The organism is Limnohabitans sp. MMS-10A-192 (assembly GCF_003063335.1).
Lineage (GTDB): Bacteria > Pseudomonadota > Gammaproteobacteria > Burkholderiales > Burkholderiaceae_C > Limnohabitans_A.
Map to the genome: position 1 here is coordinate 33851 of NZ_NERX01000003.1, position 13718 is coordinate 47568.

At 58.6% G+C, this 13718-nt stretch carries 15 protein-coding genes; all 15 read right to left on the minus strand.

Annotated elements, in window-relative coordinates; genetic code table 11:
- Positions 1–2: 2 nt before the first annotated feature.
- Entirely contained in the window at positions 3–887 is an 885-nt protein-coding gene (locus B9Z43_RS07325) for a hypothetical protein (protein WP_146183880.1), read from the minus strand.
- A 22-nt stretch (positions 888–909) separates the two neighbouring features.
- Positions 910–1461 (minus strand): dTDP-4-dehydrorhamnose 3,5-epimerase, encoded by a 552-nt coding sequence (gene rfbC, locus B9Z43_RS07330; RefSeq protein ID WP_108324197.1) that lies wholly within the window; start codon positions 1459–1461, stop codon positions 910–912.
- 47 nt (positions 1462–1508) lie between these two features.
- Positions 1509–1985 (minus strand): hypothetical protein, encoded by a 477-nt coding sequence (locus B9Z43_RS07335; RefSeq protein WP_108324198.1) that lies wholly within the window; start codon positions 1983–1985, stop codon positions 1509–1511.
- The gene (locus B9Z43_RS07340) at positions 1982–2281 is read right to left on the minus strand and encodes a nucleotidyltransferase domain-containing protein (RefSeq protein WP_108324199.1); all 300 of its coding nucleotides are present in this window, start codon (positions 2279–2281) and stop codon (positions 1982–1984) included. The genes B9Z43_RS07335 and B9Z43_RS07340 overlap by 4 nt, the downstream gene beginning before the upstream one ends.
- Before the next feature lie 4 nt (positions 2282–2285).
- A complete protein-coding gene (gene rfbA / locus B9Z43_RS07345; protein WP_108324200.1) occupies positions 2286–3158 on the minus strand; it encodes a glucose-1-phosphate thymidylyltransferase RfbA in 873 nt (290 codons plus the stop codon).
- Between the two features lie 287 nt (positions 3159–3445).
- Complete coding sequence (gene rfbB, locus B9Z43_RS07350) at positions 3446–4576, minus strand: dTDP-glucose 4,6-dehydratase (RefSeq protein WP_108324201.1); 1131 nt, start codon at positions 4574–4576, stop codon at positions 3446–3448.
- 343 nt (positions 4577–4919) lie between these two features.
- Entirely contained in the window at positions 4920–5642 is a 723-nt protein-coding gene (uppS, locus tag B9Z43_RS07355) for a polyprenyl diphosphate synthase (RefSeq protein WP_255417089.1), read from the minus strand.
- A 109-nt stretch (positions 5643–5751) separates the two neighbouring features.
- Complete coding sequence (locus tag B9Z43_RS07360; RefSeq protein WP_108324202.1) at positions 5752–6303, minus strand: transcription termination/antitermination protein NusG; 552 nt, start codon at positions 6301–6303, stop codon at positions 5752–5754.
- Between the two features lie 156 nt (positions 6304–6459).
- A complete protein-coding gene (locus tag B9Z43_RS07365; protein WP_108324203.1) occupies positions 6460–6756 on the minus strand; it encodes an H-NS family nucleoid-associated regulatory protein in 297 nt (98 codons plus the stop codon).
- Between the two features lie 92 nt (positions 6757–6848).
- Positions 6849–8138 carry a hemolysin family protein gene (locus B9Z43_RS07370; RefSeq protein ID WP_108324204.1) on the minus strand — a complete coding sequence of 430 codons (1290 nt, stop codon included), beginning with the start codon at positions 8136–8138 and terminating at the stop codon, positions 6849–6851.
- Between the two features lie 119 nt (positions 8139–8257).
- Positions 8258–8551 carry a GIY-YIG nuclease family protein gene (locus B9Z43_RS07375; RefSeq protein ID WP_108324205.1) on the minus strand — a complete coding sequence of 98 codons (294 nt, stop codon included), beginning with the start codon at positions 8549–8551 and terminating at the stop codon, positions 8258–8260.
- 401 nt (positions 8552–8952) lie between these two features.
- Entirely contained in the window at positions 8953–9780 is an 828-nt protein-coding gene (locus B9Z43_RS07380) for a symmetrical bis(5'-nucleosyl)-tetraphosphatase (RefSeq protein ID WP_108324206.1), read from the minus strand.
- Positions 9781–9902: 122 nt separating this feature from the next.
- Entirely contained in the window at positions 9903–10541 is a 639-nt protein-coding gene (locus B9Z43_RS07385; RefSeq protein ID WP_108324207.1) for a Smr/MutS family protein, read from the minus strand.
- 37 nt (positions 10542–10578) lie between these two features.
- Positions 10579–10983, minus strand: a complete 405-nt coding sequence (locus B9Z43_RS07390; protein ID WP_108324208.1) for a group II truncated hemoglobin — start codon at positions 10981–10983, stop codon at positions 10579–10581.
- Positions 10984–11164: 181 nt separating this feature from the next.
- Complete coding sequence (locus tag B9Z43_RS07395) at positions 11165–13678, minus strand: ABC transporter permease (protein ID WP_108324209.1); 2514 nt, start codon at positions 13676–13678, stop codon at positions 11165–11167.
- Positions 13679–13718: the final 40 nt, after the last annotated feature.

Below are 13718 nucleotides of genomic sequence, written 5' to 3' on the forward strand. Positions count from 1 at the left end.
TTTTAGATCTTCCAAAAATAAATAGATTTCTTAAAGGTATTTTTTATATTTTCGATTTTTTTAATATTATCAATATTCTCTGCTGAATTTTTAATAGCAATAGAAGTTGTTATTTTCAAAAATATAATAAATAAAACAAATTGCATTGCTAGAAAACTAATAAGTCCGCGCTTAATTTCTTTGTGCTTGGTGGGCAGTGTCGGCTCCTGTACCAATTCACTCGAATCCAACCCATTTAGCTGACGCTCGATATCATTCTGAGCCGCTTGACTTTCTTGCACAACGCGTATCATTTGCGCGTAACCCTGTGCAACTTCGGATGAACCACCAGTAGTAATACTTTCAAGCTTTTTACCCATTACGTCGGCTGATTGCTGAGCCATTTTTTCTCGAGTTTGCGCCTGCTCCAATTGTTTTTGAAGTCTCATTTTCTCGCTATCTCGTGGCTGACTCTTTGTAAATGTCTGATTCAAAATAGCCTGTGCTAATGTTTGAGCAGCCTGTGGAGTTTCCGCTTGGGCAGTTAAATGTAGCAACTTATCTTTGGCGTTTAAATGAATATGAATTTCCTTTTGAAGATTAAGTCGTGCCTCGTCCATATCTAGTCTTTTGGTATACCCCAAACTGACTGCAATCGAATCCAACACAGACGCACTGTTCATGAGAGTGGCCGTACTTTGCTCAGCTTTGAGAATAGCCGTACTTTCATAAGTTTTAGGCATCAGCGTTGCACCTCCAAACGCAACTAGCCCAGCCACGAGAGGACCCAAGATCAACAAGCGCAAATTCTCGACAATGACCAGTAACAAGTCGAGCAGTGTGAACTGTTGAGCCATGTTGGTTTCGTTTGGATTAGTAATTTCGGAAGTTGAATCTGGAGTGATCATGGTCATATCTAGTAACTGGTCATCAAGCAAACACCTCAGCCTGCACCAAACGCAGACCTGCGTGGTCTTTACCCGAGAGTTGTGGCGTCAAGCCTTTAGGCCAGGTGATGCCGATGGCCGGATCGTTCCAGGCGATGCAGCGCTCGTGCGCGGGTGCGTAGTAGTCGGTGGTTTTGTACAAAAAGTCTGCAGTGTCAGACAGGACAACAAAGCCGTGTGCGAAGCCTGGCGGCACCCAGAATTGTTTGTGGTTGTCTTCAGTCAGCTCAACCCCGGCCCATTGGCCAAAGGTGGGGGAGCTTTTGCGGATGTCCACCGCCACGTCAAACACGGCGCCGCGCACCACGCGCACCAGCTTGCCTTGGGCTTGTTGCAGCTGGTAATGCAGCCCGCGCAGCACGCCCTGGGCGCTGCGGCTGTGGTTGTCTTGCACAAAGTTCACATCCAGGCCTGTGACCTGGTTGAAGTCTTGCTGGTTGAAGCTTTCAAAAAAGAAGCCTCTGCTGTCGCCGAACACTTTGGGTTCGAGGATCAGGACGTCGGGGATGTGGGTGGGGGTGACGGTGTAGGGCACAGGGGGTATTGGATTGCCACGCTTCGCTCGCAATGACAAAGAAGCTATCAGGGGTTGAGCTTGTTGATTTGGGCGGTCAGGCGTTTGGCGGTGTCAATCAGCACAGGCACATAGGCATGACCTGCTTGGAGGGCGCTGCTCAGAATGGCAAGGTCTTCAATGTATTCATGCACCATCTGATTGCGCAGTTTTCGGATCTCCAGCCAAGTGTCTGAAGAACTGAGCCAGCCCAGCTTCTCGGCCCGGTCCAAGTTCTCGATCACAGCCCCAACCGGCTCGGCCATGGCATCCAGCAATTGGGGCAAAAGCTTGTCACCCAGGTTGTCTTGGAGCCGACCAAAGCGGGAGACAAAGGCGTCCAATCGTTCGGCAAGAAGTGGATCCATTTCGATCTTTTGGACCAAATCGATCGTCATGGGGCCGGTAAAGAGCCGCTGGTCCGTTTCCAGCAGATACTGGCACTCTTTGTGCGTCACTCGGGCCAAGAACTGCAGTCGCACCCATTGGCTTTCATCGACTCTCACAGGGTCACTCCTTGTTGAGCGGCGATCCGGTGAATTGCCTGTTCTTGCAAGTTAGGAGCCTTGAGCAAAACGTCGACCTTGCGGCCATGCATGGCACGAGAAATCCGGCTCGCAATGCGTGCCGAAACCAACGCAGGCTCAGCCAGAGACTGTGGGACTTCAATCATCACGTCCACATCGCCGCCTTTGGTTTCATCATCTACGCGCGACCCAAACAGCATGACCCGCGCACCATCGCCCAGCACGGTTTGTGCTGTGGTTTTGATGATGTCGATTTGAGCCGGGGTCAGGCGCATGGGTTTATTTGAGCAGGTTCAACAAATATTGGCCATAGCCGTTTTTGGCCAGGGGCTGGGCCAGCTTTTGCAGGCTCTCGGCGCTGATCCACTTTTGGTGGAAGGCGATTTCTTCGGGGCAGGCGACCATGAGGCCTTGGCGCTTTTGCAGCGTGGCGATGAAGCCTGCGGCTTCAAGCAGGCTGTCGTGCGTGCCGGTATCGAGCCAGGCGTAGCCTCGACCCATGATTTCGACGTTGAGCTGGTTGAGCTCCAGATACCGTTTGTTGACGTCGGTGATTTCCAGCTCGCCACGCTGCGATGGTTGGATGTCTGCAGCGATGTCACACACCTGCTGGTCATAGAAGTACAGGCCCGTGACGGCGTAGTTGCTCTTGGGGGCTTTGGGTTTTTCTTCGATGCTTTTGGCGCGTTGTTGGTCGTCAAAGTCGACCACGCCGTAGCGCTCTGGATCGTGCACATGGTAGGCAAACACGCTGGCGCCCGAGGTGCGCTGGTTGGCGCTGGCTAGCAGCTTGACCAGGTCGTGACCATAGAAGATGTTGTCGCCCAAGACCAGTGCGCTGGGGTCGTTGCCGACAAAGTCTTTGCCGATGATGAAGGCTTGCGCCAGGCCATCGGGGCTGGGTTGCACGGCGTACTGGATGTTCATGCCCCATTGGCTGCCGTCACCCAAGAGCTCGGTAAAGCGCGGGGTGTCTTGTGGGGTGCTGATGAGCAGCACGTCTTTGATGCCGGCCAGCATGAGCGTGGTCAGCGGGTAATAGACCATGGGCTTGTCGTACACCGGCATGAGCTGTTTGCTCACGGCTTGCGTCACCGGGTACAGACGGGTGCCGGAGCCGCCTGCGAGGATGATGCCTTTGCGGTTGGTCATGGTCGTGGTTTGCGGGGATGGATCCCGGGTCAAGCCCGGGATGACAAATTTAGATAAAGCCTGAGATGGCGTTTTGGTAAGTGACTCAATGGATCCCGGGTCCAGCCCGGGATGACAGTGTGGGACGGGATGACAGTGTGGGACGGGATGACAGTGCGGGACGGGATGACAGTGCGGGACGGGAGGCGGTGTGGGACGGGAGGCGGTGTGGGTCTGGGATGGCGGGGTTAAGGACGGGGTGACGCTTTTGAAAGTGTCACCCCGGGCTTGACCCGGGGTCCAGGTTTTCATGCGTATTGCTTTTGCACCCAGTCGCGGTAAGCACCGCTTTGCACGTGCGCCACCCAGTCAGGGTTGGCCAGGTACCACTCCACCGTTTTGCGGATGCCGGTGTCAAAGGTTTCTGCAGGTTTCCAGCCGAGTTCTTTCTCCAGCTTGCGGGCGTCGATCGCATAGCGGCGGTCGTGCCCTGGGCGGTCGGTCACGTAGGTGATTTGGCTGGCGTAGCTGCTGCCGTCGGCCTTGGGGCGCATGTCGTCCAACAGCTTGCAGACGGTTTGCACGATCTCGATGTTGGGTTTTTCGTTCCAGCCACCGACGTTGTAGGTTTCGCCCAAGCGGCCACCTTGGAGCACGGTGCGGATGGCGCTGCAATGGTCCTTCACGTAGAGCCAGTCGCGCACTTGCATGCCGTCGCCGTACACGGGCAGGGCTTTGCCGGCCAGGGCGTTGACGATCATCAGGGGGATGAGCTTTTCAGGGAAGTGGTAAGGGCCGTAGTTGTTGCTGCAGTTGGTGGTCAGCACGGGCAGGCCGTAGGTGTGGTGCCATGCGCGGACCAGGTGGTCGGATGCGGCTTTGCTGGCACTGTAGGGGCTGTTGGGTTCGTAGCGGTTGGTTTCGGCAAAGGCGGGGTCGTCTTTGCTGAGCGAACCATAGACCTCGTCGGTGGAGACGTGCAGGAAGCGGAAGCTTTGCTGGGTCAGACTGGATTGCCACGCTTCGCTCGCAATGACGCTTGAACCGTCATCGCGAGGAACGAAGCGATCCAGTTCTTCGCGTGGCAACTGCTGCCAATAACCGCGCACCGACTCCAGCAGGCGGAAGGTGCCCATGATGTTGGTTTCGATGAACTCGCCGGGGCCATGGATAGAGCGGTCCACATGGCTCTCGGCCGCGAAGTTGACCACGGCGCGGGGCTGGTGTTCAGCCAGCAAGCGGCTGACCAGTGCGGCATCGCCAATGTCGCCTTGCACAAAGATGTGGCGCTTGTCGCCTTGCAGGCTGGCCAGGGTTTCGGGGTTGCCGGCGTAGGTGAGTTTGTCGAGGTTGACGACGGGTTCGTCGCAGCCAGCGAGCCAGTCAAGCACAAAGTTAGCGCCGATGAAGCCGGCTCCGCCGGTGACAAGGATGGTCATTTTTGAGCTTGTGAAAAGTGAAGCAGGCAGGCTACCGCAGTCCGATCTGTGGATCAGACTTGCTGTGTATCAAGCAATTCAAAATAAGTTCTGCCCTACAAACAGCAATTTGGGCAAAGTTACCAATTGTAATCTTGAGTACATTGGCTGCTCGCTGACAACGAATGCTTTTGAAAGCAATATTTTGAAGCAGCCATACCTTATTTCAGGTATTTGATCGGCGTGTCTTATGCTTTGGCTTCACCATAGGACATTTGAGGGGCTTGGTGCCCGCCTGAAGGCGGCCGTCGCAGAGCAAGCCATCGAGCGGCCTGGATCAGCCAAAGAAATGACACTACCGAGATCAGATAGGGGCAGATGATCCAAAACGGCGGTCGCGGTGCTGGAACCAGTCGATGGCTTTGGCAAGGCGCTTGGGGGTGAAGTCGGGCCAGAGGTCGTCGGTGTAATAAAGCTCGGCATAAGCCGCTTGCCAGAGCATGAAGTTGCTGATGCGCGATTCGCCCCCGGTGCGAATGAGCAGGTCCACTTCGGGGGCGTAGGCGGTGCTCAGGTGTGAGGCCAAAGCTTCTTCGGTCAGGTCTTGCAGGCTTTGGCCGGGGTGGGCTTGCTGCCACGCTTGGGCGGCTTGGATCATGTCCCAACGACCGCCATAGTTGGCGCACACTGTCAATGTGATGGCTTGATTATTTGCTGTGACGGCTTCGGCTCGGGCAATGAGTTCTTGCAGCACAGGCGAGAAGCGCGAGCGATCCCCCACCACTTTGAGGCAAACACCGTTTTTGTTCATGCTGTCGACCTCTTTTTGCAAATAGGTCATGAACAGGTTCATGAGGCTGGAGACTTCTTCTTCGGGGCGCTTCCAGTTTTCGGTGCTGAAGGCAAACAGGCTGAGGTGGGGGATGCCCATTTCGGCGCAGCTTTTGACGATGTCACGCACCCGCTTGGCCCCTGCAGCGTGGCCTAGGGCCGCAGGCATGAAGCGCTTTTTGGCCCAGCGCCGGTTGCCATCCATGATGATGGCAATGTGCTGTGGCTGTGGGTTGTTGGGGGTGGATGAGGACAAAGGACTGCGTTCTGTTCTGAATGGTTCGAGATTTTAGTGGCTTTGCCTGACGATGGGGTGTTGGGACTGGATCGCCACGCTTCGCTCGCGATGACAGGTAGGAATCCAGTCAGTGGTCCGTCACTTCGACCTGGTGGTGCTCCACCTGCACCACGGTGGGGCGACCCAATATTTCCAGCAAAACAGCCACTCGTTTGCTGGAGACGCTTTGGATGAGGCCCTCGATGCCACCCAAGGCGGTGTGCTTCAGGCGCACGGTCTGCCCTGCTTTGAGGTTGCTCAATTCCAGCAAGGTGGCGTGGCTGCGGTCTTCTTCGAGCAAACGGATGCGGCGCACGAGTTCGTCGTTGATCAAGGCGGGCTCGAAACCAAAACGCACGATGGTGGCGATGCCTTTGGTATTGCGCACCACCGAGATGCTTTGCTCTGGTCGGCTGGGGCGAAACAGGATGTAGCGCGGGAACATCGGCTCAAACAACGCGACCGGGCCTTGTTCCGTTTTTTTGAATTTTTTGTACAGCGGCAAATAGGCTTCAAACGCTTGCTGCTCCAGATTGACCAGTGCGATTTGTTCTTGACGCGGTTTTGTATAGGCCAAGTACCAGCGGTCTTGCGCCGGATTTTCTTCAATCGGGAGATTATCGTTTGGCGCAAGAGTCATGGTGAATGCGGGTTGGCCAGTGCTATCGTGGTTTTTCGATTATGGATTTTAACGCCGAATGCTTATCATTTTTGATATTTAAGAGGCGTAAAAAACCCCGCTGTTGCGGGGTTTGAGGGCTATGGCTTTGCGGGCCATGGCCGAATGGCCACCAATTTAGGCGATCACGAATTGGTTGCGGTCTTTGCCGTCGATCCATTTAGGTGCTTTGCCACGGCCTGTCCAGGTTTGGCCGGTGGCTGGGTCGCGGTATTTGGCGGCGACTTTACTGACGGGCTTGCCAGCGGCTTTGGCGCCACGGCCTGGGAAGATGTCTTGCGCTGTCAAACCGAATTCGGCCACCAATTCGCGGACTTTGGCGACGGCTTCAGAGATTTCGCGTTGGCGGGCTGCGGCAATGGCTTGCTCCAAGGCTTCGCGTTGTTGCAGCAGGTCTTTATAGCTTTGGGTCATGACAACTCCTGAATGGAAATAAAAGATGCGTGAATATAACCGATTTAAATCAAGATTCTGAATATTTTATTTATCGGGTGATTATCTTGGGTTTATGCCAGTCGTGTGGCCAATACTTTGTCGATGCGGCGGGCATCCAAATCGACGATTTCAAAAAGCCATTCACCCAAATCAATGCATTGCCCTTCCACAGGCAATTGGCCCAATACATACAGCAGCAATCCGGCCAGTGTGTTGTACCGGCCTTTGTCTTCGGCGGGTAAATCCTTGATGTCGAGCCGGGATTTGAGTTCGTTCACAGGCATCAGGCCGTCAAGCAGCCAGCTGCCGTCGGCGCGCTGGGTAGCCCAGGCTTCGGTTTGGGTGTCGGGCTTGAGTTCGCCGGTGATGGCTTCGAGCAAGTCGAGTGGGGTCAACAGGCCTTGCACTTCGCCGTATTCGTCGACGACAAACATCATGCGGCTGGGTTGGTCGCGCATTTGTTCAAGCAGTTCCATGCCGGTCAGGGTTTCGGGCACAAAGTGGGCCGTCTGGGCATAGTGCTCCAGGGTGTGCTCATCGTCGGCAGGCAGGGACAGCAGTTGCGAGACGCTGATCACGCCTTGCACATGCCCCAAGTTTTCGCGGCAGACGGGGTACCAGGAGTGGTTGCCGTCCACCCGCATCTGGTTGATGCGGGCCATGGCTTGGGGGGTGGTCAGGTTGGCGTCGAGCCATTGGATGTCGCCTCGGGGGGTCATCATCGAGGTCAAGGGCCGGTCGTCCAGGTGGAAGACGTTGCGCACCATCTGGTGTTCGTGCTCTTCAATCAGGCCAGCGCTGACGCCTTCGGCCAAGCTGGCGGTGATTTCTTCTTCGGTGACTTCCTGGCTGCCTTTGCTGTCGATGCGCATGAGTTTGAGCATGCCTTGGGTTGACAAGGAAAGCAGTCGGACAAACGGCCCCGCCACTTTGGCCAGCCAGGCCATGGGCCGCGCGACAACACGGGCCACGGCCTCAGGGTAGAGCTGACCGATGCGTTTGGGCACCAGCTCGCCAAAGATGATGGTGGTGAAGGTGATGAGCGTGACCACGATGGCGGTGGCACTGACGCTGGCGGCCGGTGTGCTCAGGCCCCATTGCACCAGCCATTGGGCCAATCCAGCACTGAAAGCGGCCTCGCCCACGATGCCGTTGAGCACACCGATCGAGGTGATGCCCACTTGCACGGTGGACAGAAATTGTGTGGGTTCTTCGAGCAGTTTGAGCGCGGCTTGCGCGCCCTTGTCCCCCGCCTCGTCCATGGCGGCTAAGCGGGCCTTGCGGCTCGAAGCCAGCGCCAGCTCTGACATGGCGAAAACGCCGTTGAGCAGGGTGAGAAAAGCAATCAACAAAAAGTCCATGCCGCCATTGTGCCAAGGATGTGTGACAGCCTCTGCTGGATCGCCTCGCTTTGCTCACGATGACACCCCTTTGTCATTGCGTCATTGCGAGGAGCGCAGCGACGTGGCAATCCAGTGATTCATCCACCCAGAATGTCCTCGTAGAGATCCCGCCAGTCTGGGTTCATGGTTTCGATCAAATCCAGTTTGCGCTTGCGGGAACCGGACTTGATTTGCTTTTCTCGCAAGATGGCCGCCTCCATGCTGCTGTGTGTTTCAAACCACACCAGCTGATCCACCCCATAGCGTTGGCTGAAACCATCCATCACATGGTTTTTGTGTTGCCAAATGCGCTGAACCAAGTAGCTGGTCACGCCCACGTAAAGCGTCCCGTTGCGCGCACTGGCCAGGATGTAAACATGCGGCTGTTTCATGCGGATGCTCCCTTTTGCACAACTTTAGAGGCGAAGAAAGGGCATGCGCAAGAGGTGTTTGACTGGATTGCCGCGTCGCTTCGCTCCTCGCAATGACGGCATACGCGGCATCGCGAGCTCAAATCTTCGTCATCGCGAGCGAAGCGTGGCGATCCAGTGCCTTTGCACGCGCTGTGACTGGATTGCCACGTCGCTTCGCTCCTCGCAATGACGGCATATGCGGCATCGTGAGCTCAAATCTTCGTCATCGCGAGCGAAGCGTGGCGATCCAGTGCCTTTGCACGCGCTGTGACTGGATTGCCACGTCGCTTCGCTCCTCGCAATGACGGCATATGCGGCATCGTGAGCTCAAATCTTCGTCATCGCGAGCGAAGCGTGGCGATCCAGCGTTTGAATGGGCACTAAACGGGGCTTTGCGCTTGAGCGCACTTGACTTGCACCAGTTCGTGCGCGCCAGTTGGTGCAAGTTTCAGCGCACTCAGGCAACCGCCCCACAAGCAGCCGGTGTCCAGCGCCAGCACGTCCGGGCGGTTCAGCCAGCCCAAGGTGGACCAATGGCCAAAAGCCACCGGGACATGGGCCGTTTGTCTGCCGGGTACATCGAACCAAGGCATGAAGCCCTTGGGCGCGGCATGTGCGCCCTCTTTGGCCTTGAATTCCATCACGCCCTCTGCCGAACAAAAGCGCAAGCGCGTCAGGGCATTGACGATCACGCGCAAGCGGTCTGTGCCTTGCAGGTCTTCACGCCAGGCATCGGGCTGGTTGCCGTACATCTGGTGCAGAAATGCAGACAAGTGTGGGCCGCGCAAAACGGCTTCGGCCTCGGCGGCCAAGGCCAGGGTTTTGTCAACCGTCCAGGCGGGCAGCACGCCCGCATGGACCATCAAGATGCCATGCTCAAAAATGGCCATGCGCTGTTGGCGCAACCAATCGAGCAGGGCTTGGCGATCTGGGGCTTGCAACACGTCATCCAAGGTGTCCAAGCGCTTGCTGGTGCTGGCACCTTCGGCCACGGCCAGCAGGTGCAGGTCGTGGTTGCCCAGCACGCATTGCACCGATGCGCCCATGACCATCAGGCGACGCAACACCCCTGCCGAGTCCGGCCCGCGATTGACCAAGTCACCCAACACATAAAGCTGGTCACGGCTGGGGGAAAAATCGATTTGCAGCAACAAGCGCGCCAAGGGGGCGTCACAGCCTTGGATGTCACCAATCAAATAAACAGACATAAGAAACCCTTTGAGGGCGATTGTGCTGGATTGCCGCGTCGCTGCGCTCCTCGCAATGACCGAAATTTGCCATCGCGAGCCCCTCCCTTGTCATTGCGAGCGGAGCGTGGCGATCTAGGGGTTCAGCCTGCGGGCTTGAGCAGCACCACCAGGGCCCCTGCCCCGCCCTCGGCGGGTTTGGCTTGCACGAAGGCCATGACCTGGTTTTTTTGCACCAGCCAGCTGTGCACCTTGGATTTGAGCACCGGCGTCTTGCCGGGCGAGCCCAGGCCTTTGCCGTGCACCACGCGCAGGCAGCGCAGGCCTTGGCGGTGGGCGTTGCGGATGAATTCGGCCAGCACCACGCGGGCTTCTTCGCTGCGCAGGCCGTGCAGATCAACTTCGCGTTGGATGGCCCAATCGCCTTTGCGCAGTTTGTGCGTCACGTCGCGCCCAATGCCGGGGCGGCGAAAGCTGAGCATCTCGTCGGTGTCGAGCAAGGTGCTGGCATCGAACTCGTCGCTGAGCGCATCGCGCAACACGGCTTCTTCGTCTTTTTGACGTTGCTTGGCCACAGGGGCCACATTCGTTTTGGGGGCCGGTGCGCGCACGGGGTCGGGCATGCGCTGGACCACGCCCACGGCACGTGCAAAGAGGTTGTTTTCGGCTTCACGCTGGCGCGCTGCGGCGGCGCGGGCAGCGGCTTCGGCCTGGGCTTTTTCGTGTGCCTCGGCCAGTTGTTTCTGGACCTTCTTGAGGTCTTGGAGGGAATTGATTTTCACCGGCGGTCCTGATGAGGGTGGTTGGCGGATCGGACGCTCAGGCGCCGCGATTACGCATCCAGTCGGCGGTTTGGAAAAAGCTTTTGCTCAGGCGTTCGCGCAGCACCGGATCGACCCCGGTCTCGCCCATGGCTTGGTCCATGCAGGCCAGCCATTGGTCGCGCTCAAGAATACCGATCGAAAACGGCATGTGCCGCATGCGCAGGCGTGGGTGGCCAAAGCGCTCGATGTAATGGTCCGGGCCGCCGAGCCAGCCGCACAAAAACCACGCGAGTTTGTCGCGAGCGTCTTGCAAGGTGCTGCCATGTGCGGCGCGCAGCTCTTTGTAAGCGGGCTCCAGGTCCATCAGGTCATAAAAGCGGTCCACCAGGGCACGCACGCGGTCCTCGCCGCCAATCCATTCAAAGGGCGTGTCAAACGGTGGTTTTTCTTCGATGTGCATAGGCCTTATTGTGACGGGGATTGAGGTCCACGCAGATGGATCCCGGGTCTTCGCCCGGGATGACAAAGGGGAAGCGTAAGCCTGTCACCCGGCACTTGAAAAACTCATCACACCGCACTCGAAAAACTTGTCAGCCCTGATTTGAAAACTTGTCACCCCGGACTGGATCCGGGGTCCATCTTCATTCTGTCGACTGCCGCAAAGTCTGCATCACGGGTTGCCGCAGCACGCCCGACAAACTCAAGCTGCCTGCGACCCAAGCAAGTAAAGCGCCCAGCGCGCCGCCTGCCAGCGGTGCCCACAGTGGCGGGCCCCAGGTGAATTCGAACGCGAAGCGGGCCAAGGCCCAGCCCACCACCAAGGCCATGGTGCTGGCCATGAAGCCCGCCAGCCAGCCCAGGCCCAGCAGTTCGGTGCGCTGCACTTGGGCCAGCAAGTGGCGGCTGGCGCCCAGCGCACGCATGATGGCGTATTCGCGTTCACGCGCTTGGCGGCTGGCGCCCACAGCGGCCAGCAGGACCATCACGCCAGCGGCCAGGGTGAAGCCAAATAAATACTCCACCGCACGGATGACCTGGTCCATCACGCGCTGCACTTGCGCCAGGGTGCTGCGCATGTCCACGCTGGTGATGTTGGGGAACTGCTTGACCAGCGCGTTGTCAAAGCCTGCGCTGCGCTCAGGTGAGCGAAACGCGGCCATGTAGGTCATGGGCAAGTCGGGCATTTGCGCCACAGGAAACAGCATGAAGAAGTTGGCCCGCATGGAGGCCCAGTCCACCTTGCGCAGCGAGGTGATGCGCGCTTCACGTGCTTGACCGGCGATGTCAAAGCGCAGGGTGTCGCCCAGCTTGAGGCCCAGGGTGTCGGCAATGCCTTGTTCAACGCTCAGTCCATCGGCTTCGCCACCGACCCAACGGCCCGCCGTGAGCGGGTTGTGCGTGGGCAAGTCGGCGCTGTGCGAGAGGTTGATCTCGCGGTCGATCAGGCGTTTGGCGCGCTCGGCCACAAAATCGTTCGGGCCGACTTCGCGCCCGTTGATGGCCACCAGCCGGCCACGGATCATGGGAAACCAGTCGGGCGATTGCACGCCTGCACGCTGCAGGCTGGCCAGGAAGTCGCTGGCTTGTTCAGGCTGCACGTTGATGACAAAGCGGTCGGGCGCATTGGCCGGTGTGGCCTGCCGCCAACTGGCGACCAGGTCGGTGCGCAAGAGCACCAGCAAGGCCAGCGCCAGCAAACCAACCGACAAAGCACTGACCTGCACCACCGCAAACACAGGCCGCGCCGCCACCTGCCGTGTGGCCAAACGCAACCAGCGCGGTGCCTGTTCGCCGGGCACGGTGCGGCGCAAGAGCCACAAGGCCAAGGCGGCCAAACTCGCAAACACCATCAAGGCCACGGCAAAGCCGCCCACGGTGATGAGGCCCAAAGTCAGGCTGCGGCTGACCATGAGCAGCGTGAGCGCAAAGCCGACGAGGCCCATGGCCAGCACCAGCACCGAATGGGTTTGCAGCCCGCCGAGGTCACGCCGGATGACGCGCAAAGGTGGCACCTTGGCCAGTTGCAGCACGGGCGGCAGGCCAAAGGCGACCAACAAGGTCAGCCCCATGCCCATGCCCATGAGCGCGGGCCATGCGGTGGCGGCGGGCAATTGGGTCTCGACGAGACCGGCCAAGAGCTGCACAAAGCCCAGGTGCACGCCGTAGCCGATCAGCACGCCCAGCGCACTGGCGATCAGGCCTGCGCCCAAAAATTCCAAGCCGTAGCTCAATGTGAGTGTGCGCTGGCTTTGCCCCAGCACCCGCAGCAAAGCACAGGCGTCGAGCTGCCGTTCGGCAAAACTGCGTGAGGCCAAAGCCACGGCCACAGCGCAGAGCAAGGCCGCCAGCAAGGCCACCAGGTTCAAGAACTGGGAGGCCCGGTCGAGGGTCTGGCGCATTTCGGGGCGGCCGGTGTCGAGGGATTCGATCTGCACACCGCGCACAGGGCGGGCGTCGATCTCGGTCTTGGCCCATTGCACAAAGCGATCAGCCTCGGGGGTCGGCCCGGCCACGGCCATGCGCCAGGTCACGCGGCTGGCCGGTTGCACCAAGCCGGTGGACGGCAGGTCTGCGGCATTGAGCATCACGCGGGGCGCAAAGCTCATGAAGCCGGCACCACGGTCTGGCTCGCGCACGATGGTGGCGGTGATGCGCAGTTGGCGATCACCCAAGCCCAGCATCTGGCCAGTTTGCAGGTTCAGGGCTTCAAGCAAGGCCGGGTCTACCCAGACTTCGCCAACAGGCGGGATGGCGGCTTGGCTTGGGGCCACTTCGAGGCGGCCACGCAGCGGGTAGCCGGGCTCGACCGCCTTCAGGGCCACCAAGCGGCTGGCACCGCCTTGTTCGGGCAGGGCCCGCGCCATGGTTGGGAAGCTCACATTGGTGTTGGTCTGCAAGCCGCGTTGCTTGGCTTGCTGTGCAAAGTCGGGGGGCGTGAGCTGGTCGCTGACGACCACGGCATCGCCACCCAACAATTGCCGCGCATCGCGCCAGAGGCCGTTTTGCAAACGGTCGGCCAAAAAGCCCACTGCCGTGAGCGCAGCCACCGCCAAGGCCACCGACAACATCAACAGCCGCAATTCGCCTGCGCGCAGGTCGCGCCACAACTGGCGGGCGCCAAGGGCCAAACCGTGCATCCATCCTTGAGTATTCATGGGCTGACGATACCGCAGAAAACATTCACGGCGATCGAAA